General features: G+C 71.2%; 24 protein-coding genes. 9 read left to right on the top strand and 15 right to left on the bottom strand.

What is annotated here, in order from left to right:
• Window positions 1–47: 47 nt before the first annotated feature.
• On the top strand, window positions 48–1268 hold the full coding sequence (locus tag AB0L75_RS18380) for a sialidase family protein (protein ID WP_365181970.1): 1221 nt from the start codon (window positions 48–50) through the stop codon (window positions 1266–1268).
• 27 nt (window positions 1269–1295) lie between these two features.
• On the opposite strand, the gene AB0L75_RS18375 is transcribed toward AB0L75_RS18380, so the two are convergent.
• The 6 genes from AB0L75_RS18375 to AB0L75_RS18350 all read right to left on the bottom strand — a co-directional run bounded on the left by AB0L75_RS18375 (window position 1296) and on the right by AB0L75_RS18350 (window position 9318).
• Window positions 1296–2222, bottom strand: coding sequence for a dihydrodipicolinate synthase family protein (locus AB0L75_RS18375; RefSeq protein ID WP_365181968.1), 927 nt, complete (start codon window positions 2220–2222; stop codon window positions 1296–1298).
• On the bottom strand, window positions 2222–3226 hold the full coding sequence (locus AB0L75_RS18370) for an ABC transporter ATP-binding protein (RefSeq protein WP_365181966.1): 1005 nt from the start codon (window positions 3224–3226) through the stop codon (window positions 2222–2224). The genes AB0L75_RS18375 and AB0L75_RS18370 overlap by 1 nt, the downstream gene beginning before the upstream one ends.
• The gene (locus AB0L75_RS18365) at window positions 3223–5175 is read right to left on the bottom strand and encodes a dipeptide/oligopeptide/nickel ABC transporter permease/ATP-binding protein (RefSeq protein WP_365181964.1); all 1953 of its coding nucleotides are present in this window, start codon (window positions 5173–5175) and stop codon (window positions 3223–3225) included. The genes AB0L75_RS18370 and AB0L75_RS18365 overlap by 4 nt, the downstream gene beginning before the upstream one ends.
• Complete coding sequence (locus AB0L75_RS18360) at window positions 5175–6131, bottom strand: ABC transporter permease (RefSeq protein WP_365181962.1); 957 nt, start codon at window positions 6129–6131, stop codon at window positions 5175–5177. Before AB0L75_RS18360 ends, AB0L75_RS18365 begins: the two co-directional genes overlap by 1 nt.
• Window positions 6132–6135: 4 nt before the next feature.
• Window positions 6136–7770, bottom strand: coding sequence for an ABC transporter substrate-binding protein (locus tag AB0L75_RS18355; RefSeq protein WP_365181960.1), 1635 nt, complete (start codon window positions 7768–7770; stop codon window positions 6136–6138).
• A 213-nt stretch (window positions 7771–7983) separates the two neighbouring features.
• Complete coding sequence (locus tag AB0L75_RS18350; RefSeq protein ID WP_365181958.1) at window positions 7984–9318, bottom strand: AMP-binding protein; 1335 nt, start codon at window positions 9316–9318, stop codon at window positions 7984–7986.
• 244 nt (window positions 9319–9562) lie between these two features.
• Between AB0L75_RS18350 and AB0L75_RS18345 the strand changes: the two genes are divergently transcribed.
• The 4 genes from AB0L75_RS18345 to AB0L75_RS18330 are packed head-to-tail and all read left to right on the top strand — an operon-like array spanning window position 9563 to window position 12803.
• On the top strand, window positions 9563–9778 hold the full coding sequence (locus tag AB0L75_RS18345; protein ID WP_365182132.1) for a hypothetical protein: 216 nt from the start codon (window positions 9563–9565) through the stop codon (window positions 9776–9778).
• A 31-nt stretch (window positions 9779–9809) separates the two neighbouring features.
• Entirely contained in the window at window positions 9810–10559 is a 750-nt protein-coding gene (gene recO / locus AB0L75_RS18340) for a DNA repair protein RecO (RefSeq protein WP_365181956.1), read from the top strand.
• A gap of 17 nt (window positions 10560–10576) precedes the next feature.
• On the top strand, window positions 10577–11425 hold the full coding sequence (locus AB0L75_RS18335; RefSeq protein WP_365181954.1) for an isoprenyl transferase: 849 nt from the start codon (window positions 10577–10579) through the stop codon (window positions 11423–11425).
• A gap of 40 nt (window positions 11426–11465) precedes the next feature.
• Complete coding sequence (locus AB0L75_RS18330; RefSeq protein ID WP_365181952.1) at window positions 11466–12803, top strand: histidine-type phosphatase; 1338 nt, start codon at window positions 11466–11468, stop codon at window positions 12801–12803.
• An 84-nt stretch (window positions 12804–12887) separates the two neighbouring features.
• Here the strand turns inward: AB0L75_RS18330 and AB0L75_RS18325 are convergent, their stop codons facing one another.
• The 4 genes from AB0L75_RS18325 to AB0L75_RS18310 form a co-directional block, all read right to left on the bottom strand.
• Window positions 12888–13298, bottom strand: a complete 411-nt coding sequence (locus tag AB0L75_RS18325) for a transcriptional repressor (RefSeq protein ID WP_365181950.1) — start codon at window positions 13296–13298, stop codon at window positions 12888–12890.
• Window positions 13299–13361: 63 nt separating this feature from the next.
• Complete coding sequence (locus tag AB0L75_RS18320) at window positions 13362–14264, bottom strand: metal ABC transporter permease (RefSeq protein WP_365181948.1); 903 nt, start codon at window positions 14262–14264, stop codon at window positions 13362–13364.
• On the bottom strand, window positions 14264–15034 hold the full coding sequence (locus AB0L75_RS18315) for a metal ABC transporter ATP-binding protein (RefSeq protein ID WP_365181946.1): 771 nt from the start codon (window positions 15032–15034) through the stop codon (window positions 14264–14266). Before AB0L75_RS18315 ends, AB0L75_RS18320 begins: the two co-directional genes overlap by 1 nt.
• An 11-nt stretch (window positions 15035–15045) precedes the next feature.
• A complete protein-coding gene (locus tag AB0L75_RS18310) occupies window positions 15046–16002 on the bottom strand; it encodes a metal ABC transporter substrate-binding protein (RefSeq protein ID WP_365181944.1) in 957 nt (318 codons plus the stop codon).
• A 171-nt stretch (window positions 16003–16173) separates the two neighbouring features.
• Between AB0L75_RS18310 and AB0L75_RS18305 the strand changes: the two genes are divergently transcribed.
• Window positions 16174–17556, top strand: a complete 1383-nt coding sequence (locus tag AB0L75_RS18305) for a glycine--tRNA ligase (RefSeq protein ID WP_365181943.1) — start codon at window positions 16174–16176, stop codon at window positions 17554–17556.
• A gap of 78 nt (window positions 17557–17634) precedes the next feature.
• On the opposite strand, the gene AB0L75_RS18300 is transcribed toward AB0L75_RS18305, so the two are convergent.
• Window positions 17635–18744, bottom strand: a complete 1110-nt coding sequence (locus AB0L75_RS18300) for a hypothetical protein (protein WP_365181941.1) — start codon at window positions 18742–18744, stop codon at window positions 17635–17637.
• A 151-nt stretch (window positions 18745–18895) separates the two neighbouring features.
• Here AB0L75_RS18300 and AB0L75_RS18295 point away from each other — a divergent pair, with 151 nt between their 5' ends.
• Window positions 18896–19906 carry an aldo/keto reductase gene (locus AB0L75_RS18295; protein WP_365181939.1) on the top strand — a complete coding sequence of 337 codons (1011 nt, stop codon included), beginning with the start codon at window positions 18896–18898 and terminating at the stop codon, window positions 19904–19906.
• A 26-nt stretch (window positions 19907–19932) separates the two neighbouring features.
• Window positions 19933–20529, top strand: coding sequence for a TetR family transcriptional regulator (locus AB0L75_RS18290; protein ID WP_365181937.1), 597 nt, complete (start codon window positions 19933–19935; stop codon window positions 20527–20529).
• On the opposite strand, the gene AB0L75_RS18285 is transcribed toward AB0L75_RS18290, so the two are convergent.
• The 4 genes from AB0L75_RS18285 to AB0L75_RS18270 all read right to left on the bottom strand — a co-directional run bounded on the left by AB0L75_RS18285 (window position 20510) and on the right by AB0L75_RS18270 (window position 23437).
• On the bottom strand, window positions 20510–20941 hold the full coding sequence (locus tag AB0L75_RS18285; RefSeq protein ID WP_365181935.1) for a hypothetical protein: 432 nt from the start codon (window positions 20939–20941) through the stop codon (window positions 20510–20512). The genes AB0L75_RS18290 and AB0L75_RS18285 overlap by 20 nt on opposite strands.
• A gap of 110 nt (window positions 20942–21051) precedes the next feature.
• Window positions 21052–21276 carry a hypothetical protein gene (locus tag AB0L75_RS18280; RefSeq protein WP_365181934.1) on the bottom strand — a complete coding sequence of 75 codons (225 nt, stop codon included), beginning with the start codon at window positions 21274–21276 and terminating at the stop codon, window positions 21052–21054.
• Window positions 21277–21434: 158 nt separating this feature from the next.
• Complete coding sequence (locus AB0L75_RS18275) at window positions 21435–22862, bottom strand: MFS transporter (RefSeq protein WP_365181932.1); 1428 nt, start codon at window positions 22860–22862, stop codon at window positions 21435–21437.
• Between the two features lie 77 nt (window positions 22863–22939).
• Entirely contained in the window at window positions 22940–23437 is a 498-nt protein-coding gene (locus AB0L75_RS18270; RefSeq protein ID WP_365181930.1) for a hypothetical protein, read from the bottom strand.
• A 386-nt stretch (window positions 23438–23823) separates the two neighbouring features.
• On the opposite strand from AB0L75_RS18270, the gene AB0L75_RS18265 reads away from it, so the two are divergent.
• The gene (locus AB0L75_RS18265; RefSeq protein ID WP_365181928.1) at window positions 23824–25590 is read left to right on the top strand and encodes a hypothetical protein; all 1767 of its coding nucleotides are present in this window, start codon (window positions 23824–23826) and stop codon (window positions 25588–25590) included.
• The last annotated feature ends 34 nt before the right edge of the window (window positions 25591–25624 follow it).

The raw sequence follows: 25624 nt of genomic DNA, 5'->3' as shown, positions 1-25624 counted from the left end.
GGCGTGGGATACGGGGTTCGGCCGGTGGTTGCGGACACCATGAGCGGATGAGCCCGCTCAGCCGCACCCTGCTCACCGCTCTCGCGCTCCTCACCTCGCTCACCGCCCGGGTCCCCGTCCAGGCGAACCCCACTCCGGCGGACACCACCCACGCGACCCGGGCCCACGCCACCACCGGCTGCGCCTCCTCCCTGCCGTACGTCTCCGGTCGGGGCGGCTACGCCAGCTACCGCATCCCCGCGGTCGTGACGACCGGGCACGGCACCGTGCTGGCCTTCGCCGAGGGCCGGCGGGACGGCGCGGGCGACACCGGTGACATCGATGTGGTCCTGCGGCGCTCCACCGACGGCGGCTGCACCTGGGGCCCGCTGACGGTGGTGGCCGCCGGGCACGGCGACACCCGGGGCAACCCGGCGCCGGTCGTGGACCCGCGCACCGGTGCCGTCATCCTCGTGACCTGCGGCAACAGCGGCTCGGTGACGGAGGCGGAGATCATGCGCGGGGAGGTTCCGGCGGAGCGGGGCCGCAGGGTGTTCGTGCAGCGCAGCCGGGACGACGGCCGCCACTTCACCCGCCCGGTGGACATCACCGCGCGGGTGGTGCGGCCCGGCTGGCGCTGGTACGCCACCGGCCCCGGCCATGCGCTGGCGCTCACCCGGGGCCCGCACGCCGGCCGCCTGCTCGTCCCGGCCAACCACTCCGCCGCCCCGCCCGCCGGCTCCTCCGACACCGGCCGGGAGGCGAGGTACTACGGCGGTCACGCCCTCTACAGCGACGACGGCGGCTGCACCTGGCACCTCGGGTTCGTGGCGGCCCGCTACGACGGCGTGACCAACGTCAACGAGACGAGCGCCGCCCAACTCCCGGACGGCCGCGTGTATTTCAGCGCCCGCGACCAGAACGGCAGCGCGCCCGGCAACCGCCTGGGCGCCTACTCCGCCGACGGCGGCACCACCCTCAACCGCCCCTACGCCGTCCAGCCCACCCTGGACGACGTCCCCGTGGTCCAGGGCAGCCTCCTCCAACTCGCGGGCCCAGCCGCCCCGTTGCTGTTCTCGGCCCCTTCCGTGCCCACCGCCCGCCGCGCCATGGCGATCTGGTCCAGCGAGGACTTCGGCCGCACCTTCACCAGGCTGCGCACCCTCTCGAACCGGCCGGCCGCCTACTCCGACCTCGTCCAGCTCGCCCCCGGCACGGTGGGCGTCCTCTACGAGACGGGCGCCCACAGCCCCGACACCCTGGAGTTCCGCCGCCTGCCCCTGCCGTAGGTCCGCAGGTCCGCGCCGCCACAGTGCCTAGAGCAGCCCCGCCGTCGCCAGGTGCTTGCAGACCCGCTCGACCTCCTCGCCGGACAGCGGCACCTGTGGCTCGGCCGTCACCGGGCAGTCGATGACGCCGCGCAGATGCAGCGCGGCCTTGAACGCGCCCAGCGCCGACGAACTGCCGCCCATCCGCGCCGGATCGCCGACCGTGACCATCCCGAACAGGGCGCACAGCCGCTCCTGCTCGGCCCGCGCGCCCTCCCAGTCGCCGGCCCGGCACATCCGGTACAGCCGGACGTACCCGTGCGGGTCGACGTTGGCCAGCCCGGGCACGGCCCCGTCGGCGCCCAGCGTCAGCGCGGAGTCCACGACCAGCTCGGAGCCGGTCAGCACGCTGAACCTGGGGTGCGCACGGGCGCCGGTGACGACCTCACGGAAGGCACCCAGGTCCCCGCTGGAGTCCTTGAGCCCGGCCAGCACCCGGTCGGCGGCCAGCCCCAGCACCACATCGGCGGGCAGCTTGGTGTGCACGGCGACGGGGATGTCGTAGGCGATGACCGGCACCGCGGACGCGGCCGCGATCCGGCGGTAGTGGTGGACGATCTCGGAGCGGTGGGTGCGGGCGTAGAAGGGGGCCGTGACGACCACCGCCTCCGCTCCGGCCGCCGTCACCGCCGCGACGTGGTCGAGGACGCGCGGGGTGGTCATGTCGATGGCGCCGGCGAGGACCGGCAGCTGCCCGGCGACATGCGCGGTCACCGCCTCCACCACCTGCCTGCGCTGCCGGTCGGTCAGGAACGCCGCCTCGGACGTGGACCCGAGCAGGAACAGCCCGTGCACCCCGCCCTCCACCAGATGGTCGACCAGCCTGAGCAGCGAGGCCACGTCCACCTCGCGCTCCGGCGTCAGGGGCGTGCAGACGGGCGGGACGACACCGGTCAGCGGGGCGGGGAACGACATCAGGGCTCCTGGCGTGCTAGGTCGCGAGTCGACTGGTCCTCCTCCACAGGATGGTGGCAGCGGTAGCGGTGTCCGGGCCGTGACGCGGCCGAGAAGTCCGGCATCGCCTCGGCACACAGGTGATCCGCCTTCCAGCAGCGGGTGCGGAACGGGCAGCCGCTCGGCGGCCGGGTCGCCGACGGCACCGGCCCGGTCAGCGGGATCGGGTCGAGGGGGTCCAGCAGGCCGGGCGTGGCGGAGAACAGGGCACGGGTGTACGGGTGCCGGGCGGCGTCGGTGACCCGGCCGGCCGGGGCCTCCTCCACGATCCGGCCCAGATACATGGTGATCACCCGGTCGCTCATCCGCCGTACCGTCTGGATGTCGTGCGAGACGAACACCAGGGCCAGACCGAGCCGTTCCCTGAGGTCCAGCAGCAGGTTGAGGATCTGCGCGCGGACCGACACGTCCAGGGCGCTGGTCGGCTCGTCGGCGACGACCAGCGCCGGGTCCAGGGCGAGCGCGCGGGCGATGGCGACGCGCTGCCGCTGGCCGCCGGAGAGCTGTCCGGGCAGCGCGTCGGCCAGCGCCCGGGGCAGGCCGACCAGTGACATCAACTCCCTTACTCGCTCGTCCCGTTGGGGTCCGGTGCCGCGGGCATGGACGTCCAGCGGGTCGCGCAGGATCCGGCGTACCGTGAGCCGCCGGTTCAGCGCGGTCGACGGGTCCTGGAAGACCATCCCGACGCCCGCGCCGAGCACGGTCCGGCGTTCGGCGGGCGGCATCGCCCACAGGTCACGGCCCCGGAACGCCACCGTCCCCGAGGCCGGCCGCTGGATGCCCACCAGCACCCGCGCCAGCGTGGACTTCCCGCACCCCGACTCGCCGACCACGCCCACCGTCTCCCCGCCGGCCACGGTGAGGTCGGCGCCGGTCAGGGCGTACACCCGGTCGCGCCTCAGCAGCCCGCCGCTGCGGGCCCTGTGCACCACATGCGCGTCCCGCACCTCGACGACAGCGGTCACTGCAGCGCCTCCTCGCTCCGCACGGACTCCGCGGGATGGTGACAGGCCGCCGTGTGAGTGGCCGTACCGGTGGTGACGGGCGCGCTGTCGTGGCACACCCGGGTCGCCAGCGGGCAGCGGTCGGCGAAGCGGCAGCCCGCGGGGAAGTCGGCCGGGGCCGGTACGACCCCCTTGATCTGCGTCATCCGTTCGTCGGCCGACTCCAGCGACAGCACGCTGCCGAGCAGGCCGCGCGTGTAGTGGTGGGCCGGTGCCGCCACCAGGTCGGCGGTCACCCCGCTCTCCACGATCTGTCCGCCGTACATCACCACCACCCGGTCGGTGATGTCGGCGACCAGCGCCAGATCGTGCGAGACCAGGATCAGCGCGAAGCCCAGCTCCGCACGCAGCCGCAGCAGCAGCTCCATCACCTGGGCCTGCACGGTGACGTCCAGGGCGGTCGTCGGCTCGTCGGCGATCAACAGCCGTGGCTCGCGGGAGAGGGCCATGGCGATGAGCACCCGCTGCCGCTGGCCGCCGGACAGCTCGTGCGGATAGCTGCGCAGGGTGCGCTCCGGGTCGAGCCCGACCAGCGACAGCAGCTCACGCGGCGTACGGCGGCCACCGCGCCGGACGAGCTGCTTCAGCTGGGCACGGATGGTCATCGCCGGGTTCAGCGAGGACAGGGCGTCCTGGTAGACCATCGCCATCTCGTGCCCGAGCAGCTTCCGCCGGGTCCGCATCGGCTCGGCGAGCAGATCCCGCTGCCGGAACCGGACCTGGCCGCCGATGCGCGCGCCCCTCGGCTGGAGCCCCATGACGGTGAGCGCGGTCAGCGACTTCCCGCACCCCGACTCGCCCACCAGGCCGAGCACTTCACCGGGGTGCACCTCGAAGCCGACCCCGGCGACGATGTCCACGCCCCGGTGCCGGTCCGGGAAACCGATGGTGAGGTTCTCCACGGCGAGCACCGGCTGCCCGGCGCGGTCGGGCAGCGGCCGGGCCCGGGCCCGCAGCCGCCGCGCGGCCTCGGCCAGTCCGGGCAGGGGGAGCACCTCGCCGCTGCCGGGTTCCGGCGCCTCCAGCCGGTCCTCGGGTGTCTCCACTTCCCTCGGCGCAGGTGCCGCCCATGCGTCGGACACGCCCTCGGAGAGGACGTTCAGCGACAGCACGGTCAGCAGGATCAGCAGCCCGGGGAAGACGGTCGCCCACCAGCCGCCGGTCAGCACCATGTTCTTGCCGTCGGCGATGACACTGCCCCAGGACGGATCCGGCGGGCGCACACCGGCGCCGATGAAGGACAGCGACGCCTCGAACACGATCGCCTCGGCGACCTGCACCGTGCAGAACACCAGCACCGGGGCGGCGCAGTTGACGGCCACGTGCCGCAGCACGATGTGCGGGGTGCGGGCGCCGATCACCCGTTCCGCCGTGACGTAGTCCTCGCCGTACTGGTCGAGGACGTTCGCCCGTACGACCCGCGCCACCGGCGGCGTGAACAGGAAGGCGATCGCGCAGATCAGCACCCCGATCCCGCCGCCGAACACGGCGACCAGCACGGCCGCGAGCGCGATCCCTGGGAACGCCATGACCACGTCCAGGCAGCGCATCAGCGTCTCGTCGACCGTCTTGCGGGAGGTGGCGGCCACCGCTCCCATGACGGCACCCGTGACCAGGGCGAGCCCGGTGGCGCCCAGCCCGATCGCGAGCGACCACCGGGCGCCGTACATCAGCCGGCTCAGGACGTCCCGGCCGAGGCTGTCCTGCCCGAGCCAGTGCGCGGCCGACGGATGCCCGCTGCCGCCGGCCGGGTCCTGCTGGTCGAGCGGATCGTCCGGGGCGAGCACCGGTGCGAGTAAGGCGACCAGCACCACCACGACCAGGAAGCAGACGGCGGCCTTCGACAGCGGCGGCAGCCGGACACCACCGGGCCGGGAAAGCCGCTCGGAGAGACGCGCGCGCGTGCTCATCAGGCCGCCCTCAGACGCGGGTTGACCAGCAGATACAGGATGTCGATGACGAGGTTGACGACGACGAACCCGGTGGCGGTCGTCAGCACCACCCCCTGCACCACCGCCGGATCCCCGTTCTGCACGGCGTCGATCATCAGCTTGCCCATGCCGGGCAGCGAGAAGATGGTCTCGATGACGACGGCACCGCCGAGCAGATAGCCGACCCGCAGCCCGAGCACGGTCAGCGGATTGACCAGGGCGTTCCTGAGGACGTTCCGTCCGACGACGACGAGGGGCGGCAGCCCGCTCCCGACCGCCGTGCGCACGTAGTCCTTGTCCAGCTCCTCCACCACCGAGGTCCGTACGATCCGGGTGAGCTGGGCGGCGACCGGCAGGGAGAGGGCGAAGGCCGGCAGCGCCATGGTCCGCAGCCAGCCGGTGACCGAGTCGGCCGGGTTGATGTAGCCGCCGGTCGGGAACCAGCCCCGGTCCACCGCGAGGTACTGGATCATCAGCAGCGCCAGCCAGAACCCGGGCGCGGCCACCCCGATCAGCGAGACGACCCGGATGACCTGGTCCGGGATCCGGTCCCGGTACACGGCCGCCGTGACCCCGCCGGCCAGCGCCAGCACCACCGCGACGGCGAGGCCGAGGAAGGCCAGCTGGAGGGTGAGCGGCAGCGCGGTGGTGACCTGGTCGACGACCGGGGCGCGGGTGAGGGCGCTGGTGCCGAGGTCGCCGTGGAGGAGGGCGCCGACGAAGTGGACGTAGCGCACCGGCAGCGGGTCGAGCAGTCCGCTGCGCTCCCGGAAGTCGTGCAGCTGCCGCGGGGTGGGGTTCGCGCCCTGGAAGAACGCGGACGCCGGGTCGACGGCCGAGAAGCGCATCACCAGGAACACGAACAGCACGATCCCGAGCAGCAGCGGCACCAGCAGGGCGACACGGCGGAGCAGGATCCGTACGACGGCCGTCATGCCGTCAGACCCACTTGGCCTGGAGCAGGTTGATCCCCGGGTACGGCTGCGCCCTTATCCCGGTGAGCTTGCGCGGGTCCCAGGCGGTCATCAGCTCGTTGTGCACCACCGGGTACAGCACGGCCTGCTCGGCGACGACGTCGACGTAGTCCTGGATCATGGCCTTCTTCTTCGCCGGGTCCGGCTCCCGGGTCGCCCGGTCCATGTCCTCGAAGAGCTGCCGGGCCACGGGGTCGCCGGCCCACCGGGTGTACCCCATCCACAGGTTCTGCGGGCCGTAGTTGTAGTGCATGATCAGGTCGGCGTCCAGCCCGAACTGGTTGGGGTTCGAGGCCGCGGCGACGACCTGGTAGTCCTGCTTCTGGTCCATCTTGGTGAAGACGGCCGTGGTCTCCTGCGGCGCCAGGGTCGTCTCCACGCCGACCGCGTCCCAGGAGGCCTTGATGGTCGGCAGGCAGTCCACGATCCAACTGACGTTCACGGCAAGGATGTCGACCTTGAGACCGGTGACGCCCGCCGCCTTCAGCAGCACCTTCGCCCGCCGCGGATCGTAGTCGTAGACGGTCTTGGCCCGCCGGTGGGCCGGGTTGCCCTCGTTGAGGAACGAGGAGGCCGGCTTCCCGTGCCCCTTGAGGGCGACCCGCACCATCTTCTCGGTGTCGATGGCGTAGTGCAGCGCCTGCCGTACGCGCACATCGTCGAAGGGCTTGTGCTTCGTGTTGAACATCAGGAACAGGTTGTTCATCCCGGCGCCGCCCGCGACCGTCAGGCCGCCCTGCTCCAGCCTGGCGATATTGGCGTACGGGATGTTGTCCGCGATCTGCGCCCCGGCGCCGGAGCCGGAGATCCTCGCGACACGGGGAGCGGCGTCCACGATGGTCAGCCAGTTCATCCGCCTGAAGGCGGGCCTGCGGGGGCCGTTGTAGGCGGCGAACGCCTCGAAGGCGGTGTTGGACTTCGGGTGGTGCGCGGTCTGCCGGTACGGCCCCGAGCCCACGGCCAGCCCCTTGATGGCGTCGTCCCAGGCGCCGGGCTTCGCGAAGACGTGCCTCGGCATGATCTTGGCGAGGGTGAGCCGGGAAAGCCCTTCGGGGAAGGGGAACTTGAGTCTCAGCTCGACGGTCCGCGCGTCGGCTTTCTCCACACTGTCCAGCCAGCTCACGAAGAAGCCCTTGGCGAGCGTCGGGGTGCCCGGGTCGAGGATCCGGTCGAAGACGAACACGACGTCGTCGGCGGTGACCGGCTTGCCGTCGTGGAAGGTCGCGCCAGAGCGCAGCGTGAACCGCCAGGTGGTGGCGTTCGGGTCCGCGGGCACCTCGGTGCCGAGCGCCGGGTACGGCACCCGGGTGATCGGGTCGGTGTCCAGCAGCCCCTCGTAGACATGGTTGTTGGCGGCCATCGAGAACGCCGACGCCGTCTGCGTCGGATCCCAGCTGCCGTCGTTGCCGTACCCGATCACGGCGGTCAGTGTCCGGTTCCTGCCGCTGCCGCCGCTTCCGGTGTCGTTCGTGGACTGAGGTCCGGCCGAGCAGCCGGCCAGTGCGGACGGCAGCGCGGCGGCCGCGCCCAGCGCACCGGTGTACTTCAGGAACGACCGGCGGCGCGGGGCCGGTGCGTCGGGGGTCACGTCGTCGCGCACGGGTCCTCCAGCAAGTCGGTGGGGGGAGGGGGTGGGAGATACGACGTCCTACGTCCTACGTCCGGTCGGTAGCGCGACCATAAGAGGGGCTGTGGGGGTGGTCAAGACAGCGCACACGAATGGGCTAGCCGCCAGAGGTCGTACCCATGACGACCTGAAATGCCCGGATGCGGGCGTGAGTTGGGCCGATCGGGGGTCGGCGAGTGCGGCGGGTCAGGTCCGGTCGTTCCGGTCCGCCACCCGGCCCTCGACGACCAGGTTGCCGTCCGCGGTCAGCCGGGCCAGGGTGCCGGTGCGGTGGTAGCCGTCGGCGGTGAAGGCGCGGGCGTTGTGCTCGGGGGACCGGTAGTAGCCGCGCAGGGTGTACGGGCCGCGGGCGAGGAGTTCGCCGGTCTCGCCCGCGGGCGCGTCGATGCGGATCTCGTCGGCCGGGGAGACGGGCCGTCCCTGTGTCGTGAGCACCACGTCCAGCGGGTCGTCGGGACGGGTGGCGGTGAGCGGCCCCTCGGCCCTGCCGAACACCTGCTGGATCCGGCAGCCGAAGCCGGGCCCGACCCGTGCGGCGAGGCCGGGGTCGAGGCGGGCGCCGCCGATCTGCATCACCCGCAGCGAGCCCAGGCCGGCCGCGGCCCCGTCGAGGGCGTCCAGCCAGCGGGCGGCGAGGTCGGGCAGCACCGAGGTGACGGTCACCCGTTCCCGTGCGATCGCGTCGAAGGCGGCATCCGGCGCCGGGTCGTCGAGGAGCACGACGGTGCCGCCCACGGCCAGCGTGCCGAGGATGCCAGGGCCGCCGAGGGCGAGGGCGGACTCCGCGGGCAGCGCCGCCAGGCAGACGTCCTCGGGGCCGAGACCGAGCGGCTCGGCGGCGGCGCGCAGCTGGTAGGCGTAGTCGTCATGGGTGCGGCCGATGAGCCTCGGCGGCGCCGTCGTACCGCCCGACAGCTGGAAGAACGCCACGTCGGAGGCGTCCAGGCGGCGGTCCGGTACGGGCGCCTCGTCCAGGGTGTGCAGCGGGAAGGCCAGACAGCCTCCCGGCAGCACCGAGAAGCCGCCCGCCTGCTCGCCGGGCGCGGCGAGGGTGAAGATCCGCCGCAGCGACGTCGACCCGGCGGCGATCCGGGCGGCCGTCGCGGTGTGGTCGTGGCCGCGGTACACCGCCGGGCCGATATAGCCGACGGCCTCGGTCTCGGCGACCAGATGGGCGATCTCCGGTTCCCGGTGCGCGGTCGGGGCGAGCACCGGGACCGCCCCGGCGCGCATCAGAGCGAACAGCGCGACGACGAACTCGGGGGTGTTCGGCAGCTGCACCACGACCCGCTTGCCGGGCTCGATGCCGCGCAGCCGCAGCCCCGCGGCCATCCGGTTCACCCGCCGGTCCAGCTGGAAGTACGTCAGCCGGGTCGCGCCGTGCACGAGCGCGGTGCGCGGGCCGTGCGCGGCCGCCCAGTCGTGCAGCAGCTCGGGCAGGGGACGGCCCTGCCAGTAGCCGGCGCGGCGGTAGGCGAGAGCGGTGTCCTCGGGCCAGGGCGTGAAGCCGTTCGCTGCCATCCCTGCAACATATTGTCGATCCATGGATTCCGTAAAGCGGTTTGATCTTTCCGTCATGCGGAATCCCATGCCCCGGCATGCCGGAGGCCCGTGTGATCGTGGAAAGTCGCAGAGTGTAGAGGCGGAGCGTCACCCCGGATGTGCAAAGCGTGAAACTGGGAAAGGAGGGGGAGCAGGTGAAGGCGCCGCGCATGACCAGCGCGGCGCGCTGTGTGCCGAAGAGGCGGAGGAAAAGTTGAGGGAATTGCGGCCTGCCGTCGGCAGCCATGTGGTGGACACCCGTACCGGCAGGCTCGGCATCGTCATGGGGTACGAGGGGCCCTATGCGCAGCTGAGACCGTACGGCGGCGGCCGGGAGTGGGACGCCGAACCCGGTGCGCTGCGCAGCGCGACCGCCGCCGAACGGCTCAAGGCGGCGACCGCGCACGCCAACGCGCGCAGTCGCGGAGAAGCGCTCTGACCGTTCCCCCGCATGGGCGAGAATGGGTGCCATGAGTCTGTTCCGCGACGACGGCATCGTGCTGCGCACCCAGAAGCTGGGTGAGGCGGACCGGATCATCACGTTGCTCACGCGCGGTCACGGCCGGGTACGGGCCGTGGCGCGCGGGGTGCGGCGCACCAAGTCGAAGTTCGGGGCCCGGCTGGAGCCCTTCTCCCATGTCGACGTGCAGTTCTTCGCGCGGGGCAGCGAGCTGGTCGGGCGCGGGCTGCCGCTGTGCACACAGAGCGAGACCATCGCGCCCTACGGCGGCGGAATCGTGACCGACTACGCGCGCTACACCGCCGGGACGGCGATGCTGGAGACCGCCGAGCGGTTCACGGACCACGAGGGCGAGCCGGCCGTCCAGCAGTATCTGCTGCTGGTCGGCGCCCTGCGGACGCTGGCGCGCGGGGAGCACGCGCCGCACCTCGTCCTCGACGCCTTCCTGCTGCGCTCCCTCGCCGTCAACGGCTACGCGCCCAGTTTCGACGCCTGCGCCAGATGCGGCATGCCCGGCCCGAACCGCTTCTTCTCGGTCGCCTCGGGCGGCTCCGTCTGCGTCGACTGCCGGGCGCCCGGCAGCGTCGTACCCTCGCCGCAGACCCTGGTACTGCTCGGGGCGCTGCTTACGGGAGACTGGGAGACGGCGGACGCGTGCGAGGCGCGCTACGTCCGCGAGGGCAGCGGGCTGGTGTCCGCCTACCTGCACTGGCATCTGGAGCGCGGGCTGCGTTCGCTCCGGTATGTGGAAAAGACGTAGAGGGAGACGAGAAGCACATGGTCGTACGCGGGATCCTGGGGCGCCAGCGGCGCGAGTACAAGGCGCCGGAGCCGCATCCGTCCGGTGCCCGCGCGCCGAAGCTCCCCGGCGAGCTGGTGCCGAACCACGTGGCCATCGTCATGGACGGCAACGGCCGCTGGGCCAAGGAGCGCGGGCTGCCGCGCACCGAGGGCCACAAGGTCGGCGCCGAGCGCGTGCTGGACGTGCTGCAGGGCTCGATCGAGATCGGCGTCCGCAACATCTCCCTCTACGCCTTCTCCACCGAGAACTGGAAGCGCTCGCCCGACGAGGTCCGCTTCCTGATGAACTTCAACCGCGACTTCATCCGCAAGACCCGCGACCAGCTCGACGCGCTCGGCATCCGGGTGCGCTGGGTGGGCCGGATGCCCAAGCTGTGGAAGTCGGTCGCCAAGGAACTGCAGGTCGCCCAGGAGCAGACCAAGGGCAACGACCTGCTCACCCTGTACTTCTGCATGAACTACGGCGGCCGGGCCGAACTCGCCGACGCGGCCAAGGCGTTGGCCGAGGACGTGCGGGCGGGCCGCCTGGACCCGGCCAAGGTCAGCGAGAAGACCATCCAGAAGTACCTGTACTACCCCGACATGCCGGACGTGGACCTCTTCCTGCGCCCCAGCGGCGAGCAGCGCACCTCCAACTACCTGCTCTGGCAGAGCGCGTACGCCGAGATGGTCTTCCAGGACGTGCTGTGGCCCGACTTCGACCGCCGTGACCTGTGGCGGGCCTGCCTCGAATTCGCCTCCCGCGACCGGCGGTTCGGCGGCGCCGTCCCCAACGAGGAGCTGCTCGCCATGGAGGCCGCCATGAAGGGCGACGCCACCTCGTAGCCACCGGCGGTTCACCTGGGCCGCCGAGGATGTGGGACTCATGAGACGTCTCATGCCCGTCCTCGCCCTCGGCGCCCTGCTGCTCACCGCCCTGCCCGCGCACGCCGCCGACGACCCGGCGCACCGCGCGAGCTACGGCACCAAGGCCCCCTACCGGCCCGAGCAGAGCGCCGGCGCCTACCAGCGGCCCCCGGCCGGCTTCGAGCCCGTGTTCACCGAGAACGTCTCCCGGCACGGCTCGCGTGCGGCGACCGGCAGCGAGGACGCCGACCTGGTCCTCGCCCTGTGGGACAAGGCCCAGGCGCAGGGCCGACTCACCGGAAAGGGCGAGGAGTTCGGGCCGACGGTCCGTGCCCTGGCGGCCGCCATGGACAAGGTCGGCTACGGGAACCTCAGCGGGCGCGGCCGGCAGGAGATGCGGGACACCGCCACGCGCATGGAGCAGCGCCTGCCCACCCTGTTCGCGCGGATCGCCGACCAGGGCGAGAAGATCGACGTGGTCAGCTCCGGGCAGGGGCGGGCTGTGGACAGCGCGGGCGAGTTCACCGGCGCGCTGGCCGCCGCCGACCCCGCGCTGAAGCCGCTGATCGGGGCGACCCGCACCGACAAGGACCTGCTGTACTTCCACAAGGCGGCGGGCGGCGCGGCGTACCGCGACTACATCGCACACGACCAGCGCCTCAAGGACACCCTGAACTCGATCGAGGACCAGCCGACGACGCACGAGGCCGCGTACAGCGTGCTGCGCCGGCTGTTCGAGGAACCCTTCGTCGACCAGATCAGCGACAGCGACCAGGTCGGCGCCGCGCAGGCCGTCTACGACCTGTACGCGATCGCCCCCGCGATGAGCGAGGAGAGCCCCGACCCGGACGGCAAGGGCTGGGACATGGACCGCTTCATATCCCGCTCGGACGCGGCCTGGTTCGGCTACCTCGGGGACGCGGAGGACTTCTACGAGAAGGGCCCCGGCTTCTCCGACAGCGACATCACGTACAGGATGGCGGACGTCCTGCTGGACGACTTCTTCCGCCAGGTCGAGGCCAAGCGCGCCGGCACCAGCGACCTCGGCGCCGAACTGCGCTTCACCCACGCCGAGGAGATCATCCCGCTGGCCGCGCTGATGGGCCTGCCGGGCAGCACGGATCCGGCGACACCGGGCGAGCCGTACACCTACACCGGCAACCCCTGGCGCGGCGCGGCCGTGGCTCCCCTGGGCGCCAACATCCAGTGGGACGTGCACGAGAGGGACGGCCGCTATGTCGTCCGCATGCTCTACAACGAGAAGGAGACACCCTTCAAGGCGGGCTGCCGCCCGATCGAAGAGGGCAGCACCTTCTACGACCTCAATGAGCTGGAGCGCTGCTTCGGACGAGGCTGAGCTACGACTTCCCAGGGGCGCGGGGAACTGCGCGAGCAACCACAACGCACCCGCGCCCGGCAGCGATCCGCACCCCTACGGCGCTCAGCCGGCGGCGCAGTCCGCGCACGTGCCGAAGATCTCCACGGTGTGCGCCACATTGACGTAACCGTGCTCCGCCGCGATCGCCTCGGCCCATTTCTCCACCGCCGGGCCCTCCACCTCCACCGCCTTGCCGCAGGTGCGGCAGACCAGGTGGTGGTGGTGTTCGCCGGTGGAACAGCGGCGGTAGACGGACTCGCCGTCCGAGGTGCGCAGGACGTCGACCTCACCGGCGTCGGCGAGGGACTGGAGGGTGCGGTACACCGTCGTCAGCCCGACCGAGTCGCCCTTGTGCTTGAGCATGTCGTGCAGTTCCTGCGCGCTGCGGAACTCCTCGACCTCGTTCAGGGCCGCCGCCACGGCTGCACGCTGGCGGGTCGCGCGGCCCTTCACGGGCGGTCCAGCGGTCGTCACCGTTGTCTCCTCACGTCTCGCTTCTGCCCGGGCGGCCATTGTGCCAGCCCGGGCTGTCAGCAGTCAGACGCCGATCTTGTTCTCGGCCCCTCTCGCGGCCGGAATCGTGCACTCCGCCGGGTCCCCGGCCGGGTGCGCGGCGGCCGCCGCGCGGGCGCGTCGGCGGGCCAGCGGTGTGGCCAGCGCCGTCAGCGCGACGAACGCGGCGATGGTCAGCAGGACGATCGTCGCGCCGGGCGGAACGTCCTGGTAGTAGGAGGTGATCGTGCCGCTGACGGTCACGGCCACCCCGATCGCGACGGCGATCACGAAGGTCGCCGTGAAACTGCGGCTGAGCTGCTGCGCGGCCGCCACCGGCACCACCATCAGCGCGGACACCAGCAGCAGACCGACCACGCGCATGGCGACGGTCACGGTCACCGCCGCCGTCACGGCCGTCAGCAGGTTCAGCGCACGCACCGGCAGGCCGGTGACCCGAGCGAACTCCTCGTCCTGGCTGACCGCGAACAGCTGGCGGCGCAGGCCCAGGGTGACCAGCACCACGAACGCGGCCAGCAGGCAGATGGACAGGACGTCCGACGGCGACACCGTCGACAATGACCCGAACAGGTACGTCGTCAGGTTCGCGTTGGAGCCGGTCGGCGCCAGGTTGATGAACATCACGCCGCCGGCCATACCGCCGTAGAAGAGCATGGCGAGGGCGATGTCGCCGCGGGTCCTGCCGTACCAGCGGATCAGCTCCATCAGGACCGCGCCGAGCACGGAGACCGCGGTCGCCATCCACACGGGGGACGTCGACAGCAGGAAGCCCAGACCGACACCGGTCATCGCCACGTGTCCGATGCCGTCGCCCATCAGGGCCTGGCGGCGCTGGACCAGGTAGATGCCGACGGCGGGCGCCGTGATGCCGACCAGGACGGCGGCGAGCAGCGCCCGCTGCATGAAGGCGTAGTTCAGGAAGTCCATCAGCTCAGCAGTCCCGTGCGGATCGGTTCGGCGCCCGCGGGTGCGTGCGGGTGTACGTGGTCGTGGCCGGGCAGGGCATGCTGGCCGACGGCGCGCGGGGGCGGGCCGTCGTGCAGCACGCAGCCGTCGCGCAGGACGACCGCCCGGTCGATCAGGGGCTCCAGAGGCCCCAGTTCGTGCAGGACGAGCAGGACCGTCGTGCCCTGCTCGACCTGTTCGCGCAGCGTCCGCGCGAGGATCTCCTGGCTGGCCAGGTCGACGCCCGCCATCGGCTCGTCCATGATCAGCAGTTCGGGTTCGGCGACGAGGGCGCGGGCGATCAGGACGCGCTGGTGCTGGCCGCCGGACAGGGCGTCCACCGAGTCCCTGGCCCGGTCGGCCATGCCGACCAGCTCCAGGGCCCGGTGCACGGCCGCCCGGTCGGCCCGGCGGAAGACGCCGAAGCGGGTGCGGGACAACCGGCCGGACGAGACGATCTCGGTCACCGTCGCGGGTACGCCGCCCGCGGCCGTCGTCCGCTGCGGTACGTACCCCACGCGCGCCCAGTCGCGGAAGGCGCGGCGCGGGGTGCCGAACAGCTCGATCGTGCCGCCGCTTACCGGGACCTGGCCGATGATCGTGCGGATCGCCGTGGACTTGCCGGAGCCGTTGGCGCCGAGCAGGGCCACGACCTGGCCACGGCCGACGGTGAGGTCGATGCCGCGCAGCACGGGACGCGCGCCGAGTTCGGCGGTGACCCCGCGCAGGGCTATGACGGGCTCGCTGGTCATGTCTGTTCCCCTCACTTGGCGCCGAGCGCCTGCTGGAGTGCCTTGAGGTTGGCCTCCTGGACGGAGAAGTAGTCCTTGCCGCGGGACTTGGCCGTGATCCCCTCGATCGGGTCGAGGACATCGGTCTTCAGGCCCGCGTCGTTCGCGACGGTCTTCGCGGTCTTGTCGCTGACGAGCGTCTCGTAGAAGACGGTGGAGACACCGTCGGCCTTGGCCATGTCCTCCAGGTCCTTCACGCGCGCGGCGCTGGGCTCCGACTCGGGGTCGAGGCCGCTGATGGCCTCCTCGGTGAGGCCGTAGCGCTCGGCGAGGTAGCCGAAGGCGGCGTGGGTGGTGATGAAGACCTTGGTCCTCGTGGCCGCCAGGCCGTCCTTGAACCGGGTGTTCAGGTCGTTCAGCTGCTTGACCAGGGCCGCGGTGTTCTTCCTGTAGTCGGCCGCGTGCCCCGGGTCGGCCTTCTCGAAGGCCTTGCCGACCCCCTCGGCGACCTGGGCGTAGCGCACCGGGTCGAGCCAGATGTGCGGGTCCTTGCCCGCCGACTCCTCGTTCGGGTGGGAGTCGTGTGCGGCCGCGTGGCCGCCGACCTCGTTGCCGTGCTGCTCCAGCGTGGTCAGGGCGGCCGCGTCGATCTTCGTGCCGACCGGCGACTGGGCCACCGCGTTGTCGACGGAGGGCTGGAGGTTCTTCAGGTAGAGGACCGCGTCGGAGTCCTGGAGCAGACCGATCTGCTTGGGGCTGATCTCCAGGTCGTGCGGCTCCTGGCCGGGGGTGGTCAGACTGGTGACGTGGACGTGGTCCCCGCCGATCCGCTCGGCGAGGAAGGCCATGGGATAGAAGGACGCGACGACGTGGAACCTGCCGTCGGCCGCCGCCGCGCGGTCGCTGGAGCAGGCGGAGAGCGTGCCGATCCCGAGGGCGGTGGCCGCGGTGATCGCGGCGGCGGGTATGAGGCGTCGTCGTACGTTCATGACAGTCATTTTCAACAAACATGGAAACCGTTGTCAACAAGCCTCGTCAGGGGCCGTGAGCAGGGGGCCGATTTGGCCGTGGGGGAGCCTGCGCCGGTAACCTGAATCATTCGCAAGCTGGAAGCTTCTCGCTTCAACGCCCGCCGTCGTAATCGTCATGAAGAGAGCACCGTGGCCGCCGACAAGATCGACACCATCGTCAGCCTGAGCAAGCGCCGTGGCTTCGTTTTCCCGTGCAGTGAGATCTACGGCGGACAGCGTGCCGCCTGGGACTACGGACCGCTGGGTGTCGAGCTCAAGGAGAACATCAAGCGTCAGTGGTGGCGCTACATGGTGACGTCGCGCGAGGACGTGGTCGGTATCGACTCGTCCGTCATCCTGGCCTCCGAGGTCTGGGTCGCGTCCGGCCACGTCGCCACCTTCACGGACCCGCTGACCGAGTGCACCGCGTGTCACAAGCGGTTCCGCGCCGACCACCTGGAAGAGGCGTACGAGGAGAAGAAGGGGCACGCCCCGGCGAACGGCCTCGCCGACATCAACTGCCCCAACTGCGGCAACAAGGGCCAGTTCACCGAGCCCAAGCAGTTCTCGGGTCTGCTGTCGACGCACCTCGGCCCGACGCAGGACAGCGGCTCGATCGCCTACCTGCGCCCGGAGACCGCCCAGGGCATCTTCACCAACTTCGCCCAGGTGCAGACCACCTCGCGCCGCAAGCCGCCGTTCGGCATCGCCCAGATGGGCAAGTCCTTCCGCAACGAGATCACGCCCGGCAACTTCATCTTCCGCACCCGCGAGTTCGAGCAGATGGAGATGGAGTTCTTCGTCAAGCCGGGCGAGGACGAGACGTGGCAGGAGTACTGGATGGAGCAGCGCTGGAACTGGTACACCGGCCTGGGCCTGCGCACTGAGAACATGCGCTGGTACGAGCACCCGAAGGAGAAGCTCTCCCACTACTCCAAGCGCACCGCCGACATCGAGTACCGCTTCCAGTTCGGCGGCTCGGAGTGGGGCGAGCTGGAGGGTGTCGCGAACCGGACCGACTACGACCTCGGTGCGCACTCGAAGGCTTCGGGCCAGGACCTCTCCTACTTCGACCAGGAGGCCGGCGAGCGCTGGACGCCGTACGTCATCGAGCCGGCGGCGGGTGTCGGCCGCACCATGCTGGCCTTCCTGCTCGACGCCTACGTCGAGGACGAGGCGCCGAACGCCAAGGGCAAGATGGAGAAGCGCACGGTGCTGCGCCTCGACCACCGTCTGGCTCCGGTGAAGGTGGCCGTGCTACCGCTGTCCCGCAACCCCGAGCTGTCCCCGAAGGCCAAGGGCCTCGCCCAGGCGCTGCGCCAGAACTGGAACATCGAGTTCGACGACGCCGGCGCCATCGGCCGCCGCTACCGCCGCCAGGACGAGATCGGCACGCCGTACTGCGTGACCGTGGACTTCGACACGCTCGAGGACAACGCGGTGACCGTGCGCGAGCGTGACTCGATGAAGCAGGAGCGGGTGTCTCTCGACCAGATCGAGGGCTACCTGGCGCAGCGTCTCCTGGGCTGCTGAGGCCCGGGGCGCACCGGCTGTACTCCGCCCACCCACCCGCCGACCCCGCTCGGCCGGTGGGTGGGCCTTTTCATGCCCTCATTTCCCGCCCGACGTCACGATCACATACGCCGTCCTTGTCACGCGGCCGTGGTGGGAGACGATCGTCACCGGATAGCGGCCCGGCTTCAGACCGGTACGGAGGGTGCCGACACCGAAGTAGCGCGGGTCGTCACCGTCGGCGCCCTTGCTGGTGTCCCGGCCCAGGTGGACGGCGTGGACGAACGCCGGGGACGTGGCGGTCAGACGGGTCTCCTCGCCCGGGTCCGGGTACGCGTCGTGCCAGATGACCCCGACCCGCCCGCCGGCGCGGACCCTGATCTCGTGGCGGCCCTCGCCGGGGTAGCCCCCGCTCGGGTCGTAGAAGTCGGGGCCGTGCGGTTTGCCGAGGTAGTCGGGGTCGCCGGGACGGGCCGCCCTGACCTTCAGATGCCTCTCGGCGATGCGGTGGCCGTTCGGCCCGTACAGCTCGAAGGCGTAACTGCCGTCCGCCAGGCCGGGCTTGAGCGTCGGCACGGCCGAGAAGGCCCGGGGGTCGTAGTAGTCGATCACGTTGTCGTGGACGAGCCGCACAGGCCGGGGCAGTGCCGGGGACCGCACGGTGAAGTCGGTGCCGCGCTCGCCCGGGTACAGGTCGTCGAAGCGCAGCGCCACCGGCTCACCGGGCCGGGGCGCACGCCAGTCCGCGCCGACCGTGAACGACGGGCGTACGGAGCGGACGACCTGGATCCGGTCGGTGGCCACGGTGCGGCCCGCGATCGCGACCGACAGCGGGTACCAGCCGGGCCGGTCCGTCATGGCGAGCGGTGCCACCGCCTCGTAGGCGTGGTCGCCCTTGTCCCAGCGCAGCCGTACGGCTGTGCCGAACGCGCGCGACTCGGCGGTCACCGTGTCGTGTCCCTCGGCCCGGCCGACGCCGTCGAGCAGGAGGGAGACCAGCTGCCCGGGGCGGGCGTCGAGCTGGCCGTTCAGGATCAGGAGGGGCTTGCCGGGCTTGGCTACGGGGGCGATCGGAGTGCTCGCCGTGCTCACGCTGTGGTGCGCGGGCACGGCCGCACTCGGCTCGGCCCCGGTCGTGCCCGCCGAGGAGGCGCACCCGCACAGCGCGAGTCCGGCCGCTGCGACGCCCAGGGGTTTGGACCAGTTCATCGTGTTCCCCCACTTGTCGGTCACACGATGAGATGCCGGAATTGTGGTGCGGGTTGTCCGTGGAAGGTCAAGGTTTCCTGTTCTCGGCGACCCTGACAAAGTTGGAGTGACAGATATTGAAATCTGTCAGCTGTCATGGCAAGGTGAAGGCATGACGATGCGAACCCGAAACCTCGGAACCACCGGCCCCCGGACCTCCGCCCTCGGCCTCGGCTGCATGGGCATGTCCGCGCTCTACGGCGACGCCGACCGCGCGGAGTCCATCGCGACCGTCCACGCCGCCCTGGAGTCGGGCGTCACCCTGCTGGACACCGGTGACTTCTATGCCATGGGGCACAACGAGATGCTGCTCGGCGAGGCCCTGCGCACCGCCCCGGCGGCCCTCCGCGATCAGGCCCTGACCAGCGTGAAGTTCGGCGCCCTGCGCGACCCGGAGGGCAACTGGGTCGGCCACGACGGCCGCCCGGCCGCCGTGAAGAACTTCGCCGCCTACTCCCTGCAGCGCCTCGGTGTCGACCACATCGACGTCTACCGGATCGCCCGCCTCGACCCGGACGTGCCGATCGAGGAGACCGTAGGCGCGATCGCCGAACTGATCGAGAAGGGGTACGTCCGGCACGTCGGCCTCAGCGAGGTCGGCGCCGAGACCATCCGGCGGGCCGCCGCCACCGCCCCGATCGCCGACCTGCAGATCGAGTACTCGCTGATCAGCCGGGGCATCGAGCGGGACATCCTGCCGACCACCCGCGAGCTGGGTATCTCGGTCACGGCGTACGGTGTGCTCTCCCGCGGACTGATCTCCGGCCACTTCTCCCGCGACCGGCAGCTGGCCCCGACCGACTTCCGCGCCCACTCGCCCCGCTTCCAGGGCGAGAACCTCCAGCACAACCTGAACCTCGTCGAGGCCCTGCGCAAGATCGCCGAACAGAAGGGCGTGACGGTCGCGCAGATCGCCATCGCCTGGGTGCTGGCGCGCGGCGAGGACATCGTGCCGCTCGTCGGCGCCCGCACCCGCGAGCGGCTGACCGAGTCGCTCGGCGCGCTGGACGTCACCCTGGACGCGGCCGACCTGGCGGCGATCGAGGAGGCCGTACCGGCGGACGCGGCGGCCGGCGACCGCTACCCGAGCACGCAGATGGCGTCCCTGGACAGCGAGCGCTGAACCGGACGCCGGGTACGGTCTATGCCATGACACCGCCCACCGAGACCCTGACCTCCGAGCGCATCCTCGAAGCGACCGAGGAGGTGCTGCGCCGCCACGGCCCGGCCAAGGCCACCGTGGTGGACGTCGCCCGTGCGCTCGGCGTCAGCCATGGCAGTGTCTACCGCCACTTCCGCACCAAGGCGGCACTGCGCGGGGCGGTCACCAAGCGGTGGCTGGACCGTACGGCGGAGAAGCTCGCCGTGATCGTCACCGGGGACGGCACCCCCGAGGAGCGGCTGCGGGCCTGGCTCGCCGCCCTGTTCGAGGCCAAGCGGCACAAGGCGGGCGACGACCCCGAACTCTTCGCCACCTACACGGTGCTGGCCGGTGAGAACGGCACGGTGGTCGGCGAGCACATCGCCGACCTGACCGGACAGCTGACCCGCATCATCGCGACAGGGGCCGGGTCGGGCGCCTTCTTCGCACCCGACCCGGCCGCCGCGGCCCTGGCCGTCTTCCAGGCCACCGGCCGCTTCCATGACCCCTGTTACGCCCGGGAGTGGACCGCTCCCGGCGTCGACGAGGAGTTCTCGGCCGTCGTGGACCTGCTGGTGAGGGGGCTCAGCTCACCTTCACGGTGACCGTGTGCGAGTAGACCTTGGCCGCGCCTTTCACGGCCGCGACCCGCAGCGTCTCGGTGCCCTTGGTGTTGAGCCTGGCGAGGATCGAGTACGAGCTGCCCTTCTTGACCTTCGCCGTCGCCCTCAGGTTCGTCCACTTGCCGGACTTCATGTGCTGGAGCACCAGCGGAGTGCCGATCTTCAGGCCCTTGGTGCGCCCGCTGAACTTCACCGTCTGCCCGGTCTTCACCGCGGTCTTGTTGGCGTGCAGCGTGATCGAGGCCATACCGGTGGTCGGGCTGGCCAGCGTGCTGGTGGGGCTCGGGGGGCTGCTCACGGCGTAGGCTCCGGCCGTTCCGCCGGAGAGCAGCGCCACGGAGAGAGCGCCTGCGCACAGCGCGCGGCCGCAGCGATGGCGGAGTACCGAGGTCATGTGTGTCTCCTGTCGCTCGATGAACCTTTCCCAGGCTGGACCGACTCCGCGGAAGCGGCCACTCGAAAGGGTGAGAGCGCAGGTCACGTGCCCTGCGGAGGTCCGACGTCCTACCTCGACGGCTGCCGGTCCGCCGCCGGGTCGATCGTCGCCTGATGCGCCTCGGCCAGATGCTCCTCGGCCTTCAGCCACGGCAGGAACTGGGCGCCCCTGCGCCAGCCGCATGTGTCGCATCTGATGGTGCGCTGCACCCCCGTGCGCTGCACCCGTACGACATGCTCCCGGCCGTGCCGGTCCCAACGGCTGACCTTGCTCGTGCTGTTGCCCTGCGGCATGACGCCTCACGCCTCCTCAAGTCCGGCACACCCCGACCGGGACAGGAGTGTGCAGCAAGACGAACATCAACAGGGGGAGCTTCACGCGGAGTTGTCCAAGCCGTGGCCCGGGGCCCCTCCGGCGGCTCCTGTCGCAGCCGCGGGCACCGGCTTCGGGCTCAGCCGATGTGGCGGGGCAGGCGCAGGCTGAGCAGGCCGGTCAGGACGATCCCGGCCAGCTGCACCAGCAGCGTGGTGACCAGCGCGTCCCGCATGCCCAGGTGGGGGACGAGGGTGAGGAAGAGGGTGCCGAGCGTGGCCACGCCCAGGGCGAGCGCGGACTGCTGGGTGGTGACCATCACACCGCTGCCGACACCGGCCCGCGCGGACGGCACCTCGGACATCACGATCCGGAAGACGTTGGGCAGTTGGAGCGCCTGCCCGGCACCGGCCACCGCCGCGCCCGGCAGCAGCGAGCCGAAGTCCAGGTGCGGCCAGTCCCGCCACGCCGCCAGCACGATCAGCAGCACCCCCACGCCCTGGATCACCGAGCCCGCGGTGATGACCCGGGTGCCGTGACGCCCGATCAGCCGCGGCCCGGCGAGGGAGACGAACAGGAACGCCACGGCCATCGGCGCGAGCGCGAGTCCGGCCGGTACCGGACCGAGCCGGGCGCCCTGCTGCAGCGCCAGCGCGATCACGAACATGAACCCGCTGAAGCCGATGGAGAACGGCACGATCAGCACCAGACCGCGCCGCAGCGAGGCCAGCGCCAGCAGACTCGGCGGCACCAGCGGGGTCCGCCCCGCCCGGTCGGCCTGCCGCTCCACGGCCCAGAACGCGCCGGCGGCGAACGGGAACGCGGCCAGCGACAGCCACGTCCACAGCGGCCAGCCCGCCGCCCGGCCCTCGGTGAGCGGGGTGAGCAGCGTCAGCAGGGACACCGCGAGCAGAACCGTGCCGAGGCCGTCGACGGGCTCCGGATGCTGCGACCGGGTCTCGGGCACGAACCGCACGGCGAGGACCAACCCGACCACGACGACGGGCACGTTGACGAGGAACACCGACCGCCAGCCGGTGCCCGCGACATCGGCGGCGACGAGCACCCCGCCGAGTATCTGCCCGGCCACCATGGACAGTCCGGCCGTGGCGCCGTACAGGCTCATGGCCTTCGCGCGGCGTGCGCCGTGCGTCGCGGACTGGATGGTGGCGAGCACCTGCGGCAGCATCGCGGCGGCCGAGGCGCCCTGCGCGACCCGCGCCGCGACCAGGCTCCAGGCGCCGGGCGCCAGCCCGCAGGCCAGCGAGGTCAGCCCGAACGCGGCCATCCCGCCGAGGAACAGCCGGCGCCGGCCGAACAGGTCCCCGAGCCGCCCGCCGAGCACCAGCAGTACGGCGTAGGCGACGCCGTACCCGGCCACGACCAGCTCCAGCACGGCCTCGCCCGCACGGAGGTCGGCGCCGATGGCCGGCAGGGCGACGTTGACGATGAAGAAGTCGACCAGCGGCAGCGCCGCGGCCAGAAGAACGGTGAACAGTCCGAGCCCGCCCAGCTCGGGCGGTGCGGCCGTCGTACGGACGGCCCGGGTGGTGACGGTCTCACTCATGCCCTAGAGCCTGCGCCCCCGCTCAGGCTGGTACCAGAGTGTCCTGATCCTGGTAGAAGAAGTACCCGGCAACAGGATCAGCGTGACCGCCCGGACCTTCGTCGCATCCAGGCGGCAAGCAGAAAACCGCCCCCCAGCACACCGGCCCCCGCGGCGAGGCCCCACTGCGGGTGGGACGTGAGTCCATGCCGGACCTCGCCCGCGACCGACGGCTCCTCGGCTATCCAGAACCGCTGCGTTCTGACGTCGTGCCCGCCGTGGCTCACCACACGCGCCGTGGCGGAGCCGGGACGCGCCTCCGCGCGCAGGCGGGCCTTTCCGTGGTACTGGCGTCCGGACCAGGAGAGTTGAGCCGGCCGTTCGAAAGCGGGCGAGGACACCTCGACCTCGTCCTCGGGAGTGTTCCACTCGTCCAGCCACCAGATCTCGACCTCGCCACCCGGTCTCGCGGTGTCGACGGACAGGGAGGCCGACGGCGCGCTGCGGTCGGGTGGCGAGTCGTCGGCCGCGGCGGCCGAGGCCGTGGCGAGCACGAGACCGCAAGCGATGAGTGCTGAGCGGATGGCGCGGGGCACCTGGTGATCCCTTCCGAACGGCGATGTATTACCTTCACTTTATCCACTCCTTCCCTTGTCTTTGCATTGGAGTGGCGTTATCTACCGAAAGTGCACCACCAAAGCTGATGAAACATCCGATACTGTGGCGCGCCGCCGCCCTCGGCCTGGGCGCGTCCCTGCTGGCCGCTCCCGCCGCTGCCGCCCCCTCCGACACACCGTCACCATCCCCATCCGCCTCGGCGAGCCCGAGTCCGGGGCCGACCACGAGTCCGGGGCCGAGCGCGAGCATGAGTCCAAGTCCGAGTCCGAGCACAAGTCCGAGCACAAGTCCGAGCACAAGTCCGAGTACGAGCACGAGTCCGACTCCGAGCGCGAGCGCGAGCCCGGGCGGCAGCCTGCTCGGGATGTCGGACGAGGAGTACTACCGGAGCCTGGGCATCGACCCGACGCCACGGCCTCCGGCCCCGCTCGACCAGCAGGAGTTGAAGGAGGCCCGGGACCTCGAGGCCTACTGGACGCCCGAGCGGCTGCGCGACGCCCGCCCGGCGAACGACCCCGACGGACCGCGCCTGGGGGACACGCGGCAAGGCCCCGAGCCGAGGGCGGCGAGCCACTGGACGAACGGCTTCGACAACGTCGGCGTCTTCGTCTACACCGACGTCGACGGTTCGGAGAACCGGTTCTGCAGTGCCTCTGTGGTCGACTCCCCGACCATGAGCCTGGTCGTCTCGGCGGCCCACTGCCTCAGCGACAACGACCGGTTCAAGAACTTCGGGTTCGTCCCGAAGTACAACGACTCCGCCGACCCCAAGCCGTACGGCGTCTTCCGCGCCGAGAAGAACCGCGTCTACGTCGACAGGCGCTACCTCACCCAGGGTTCGGTGGCCGCCGATGACGTGGACTTCGCCTTCGTCAAGGTCAAGCGGAACGAGAAGAACCAGGTCCTGGCCACTGCCGTGGGCGGCGGGAACCGGCTGAAGCTGGTCGGCCCCGGCGACTTCGCGCAGAAGAACGCGCACCTGATCGGCTACCCCGGCGGGGCGAAGAGGCCCAGGGACTGCACCGCCGACACCAAGAAGTTCCGGGACAGGTTCGTACAGATCGACTGCGACGGCTACACCCCCGGCACCTCCGGGTCGCCGTTCCTGGCCAACTGGAACGGCCGGCGCGGTGAGGTGTTCGGCGTCATCGGCGGCTACCTGACCGGCGGCCACTCGGCGAACACCTCGTACTCGTCCCAGTTCGACGCCGACATCAACCGCCTGTACGTCCAGGCGAACAACGACTACGAGCCCGACCAGGGCTCCCACCTCGGCGGCGGCGGGACGTGGAAGCACGCCAAGGCCATCACCGCGGGCAGCTTCGACTCCGGGGCCGCCCTCTACAGCACCGAGGTCCGCAGAACCCCCGCACAGGACATGGTCGTTCTGTGGGACGACGGCGAACTGTCGCTCTACCCGAACGACGGCAGCGGCAACTACGCGTTCGAGAAGGACCACAGGCTCGTCGCCCCGAACAGCCTGTGGAAGTCCCACGCCAAGGCCGTCACCGCGGGCGACTTCACCGGCGGCAACGCCTACGACCTCATGGTGCTGTGGAGCGACGGCGAGATCTCCCTGTACCGGGACATCACCCGTGGCACCGGGTCGCTGGACGACGTGGAGGAGATCAAGCTCACCGGACCGAACAAGCTGTGGACCTACGCGACGGGTCTCGCCACCGGGGCGTTCGGCGGCGCCAACACCTGGCCGGACGACGTGGTGGTCACCTGGGTGGACGGCGAGACCAGCCTGTACTGGGACGTGGACCGGGGCGGCCTGAAGAAGGAGCAGAAGCTCGCCGACAAGGGCTCGGTGTTCAAGAACGCCCGCGCCGTCACCACCGGCGACTTCGGCGGAGCCGACAACAACGACCTGATGGTCCGCTGGGTCGATGGCGAACTGACCGTGTACAAGGACCTGGGCGTCAACCTTTTGCGGAGCGAGAACCAGGTGCTGGGGCCCAACGCCCTGTGGCGCGACCACGCGGCGGTGGTCGCGGCCGGGAGCTTCGGTGGCAACGACTGGCCCGATGACCTGGTCGTGCGCTGGTCGGACGGTGAAGTGACCATGTACGGGGACAGTTCGGCGAGCAGCCTCGGCCACGAGTACATGCTGGTACCCCCGGCCTGACCACCCACCGGGTCGGCACGGTGGCCCGCCGGGA

This window comes from Streptomyces sp. NPDC052101, assembly GCF_040680235.1.
GTDB lineage: Bacteria > Actinomycetota > Actinomycetes > Streptomycetales > Streptomycetaceae > Streptomyces.
The sequence above is the reverse complement of the archived record's forward strand: the minus strand, read 5'-3'. Positions and strand labels throughout refer to the sequence as shown.

Coding starts and splice junctions, on each gene's coding strand:
- AB0L75_RS18380 (WP_365181970.1), top strand. CDS start 48: ATGAGCCCGCTCAGCCGCACCCTGCTCACCGCTCTCGCGCTCCTCACC.
- AB0L75_RS18375 (WP_365181968.1), bottom strand. CDS start 2,222: ATGTCGTTCCCCGCCCCGCTGACCGGTGTCGTCCCGCCCGTCTGCACG.
- AB0L75_RS18365 (WP_365181964.1), bottom strand. CDS start 5,175: ATGAGCACGCGCGCGCGTCTCTCCGAGCGGCTTTCCCGGCCCGGTGGT.
- AB0L75_RS18360 (WP_365181962.1), bottom strand. CDS start 6,131: ATGACGGCCGTCGTACGGATCCTGCTCCGCCGTGTCGCCCTGCTGGTG.
- AB0L75_RS18350 (WP_365181958.1), bottom strand. CDS start 9,318: ATGGCAGCGAACGGCTTCACGCCCTGGCCCGAGGACACCGCTCTCGCC.
- recO (WP_365181956.1), top strand. CDS start 9,810: ATGAGTCTGTTCCGCGACGACGGCATCGTGCTGCGCACCCAGAAGCTG.
- AB0L75_RS18335 (WP_365181954.1), top strand. CDS start 10,577: ATGGTCGTACGCGGGATCCTGGGGCGCCAGCGGCGCGAGTACAAGGCG.
- AB0L75_RS18330 (WP_365181952.1), top strand. CDS start 11,466: ATGAGACGTCTCATGCCCGTCCTCGCCCTCGGCGCCCTGCTGCTCACC.
- AB0L75_RS18320 (WP_365181948.1), bottom strand. CDS start 14,264: ATGGACTTCCTGAACTACGCCTTCATGCAGCGGGCGCTGCTCGCCGCC.
- AB0L75_RS18315 (WP_365181946.1), bottom strand. CDS start 15,034: ATGACCAGCGAGCCCGTCATAGCCCTGCGCGGGGTCACCGCCGAACTC.
- AB0L75_RS18310 (WP_365181944.1), bottom strand. CDS start 16,002: ATGAACGTACGACGACGCCTCATACCCGCCGCCGCGATCACCGCGGCC.
- AB0L75_RS18300 (WP_365181941.1), bottom strand. CDS start 18,744: ATGAACTGGTCCAAACCCCTGGGCGTCGCAGCGGCCGGACTCGCGCTG.
- AB0L75_RS18295 (WP_365181939.1), top strand. CDS start 18,896: ATGACGATGCGAACCCGAAACCTCGGAACCACCGGCCCCCGGACCTCC.
- AB0L75_RS18290 (WP_365181937.1), top strand. CDS start 19,933: ATGACACCGCCCACCGAGACCCTGACCTCCGAGCGCATCCTCGAAGCG.
- AB0L75_RS18285 (WP_365181935.1), bottom strand. CDS start 20,941: ATGACCTCGGTACTCCGCCATCGCTGCGGCCGCGCGCTGTGCGCAGGC.
- AB0L75_RS18280 (WP_365181934.1), bottom strand. CDS start 21,276: ATGCCGCAGGGCAACAGCACGAGCAAGGTCAGCCGTTGGGACCGGCAC.
- AB0L75_RS18275 (WP_365181932.1), bottom strand. CDS start 22,862: ATGAGTGAGACCGTCACCACCCGGGCCGTCCGTACGACGGCCGCACCG.
- AB0L75_RS18265 (WP_365181928.1), top strand. CDS start 23,824: ATGTCGGACGAGGAGTACTACCGGAGCCTGGGCATCGACCCGACGCCA.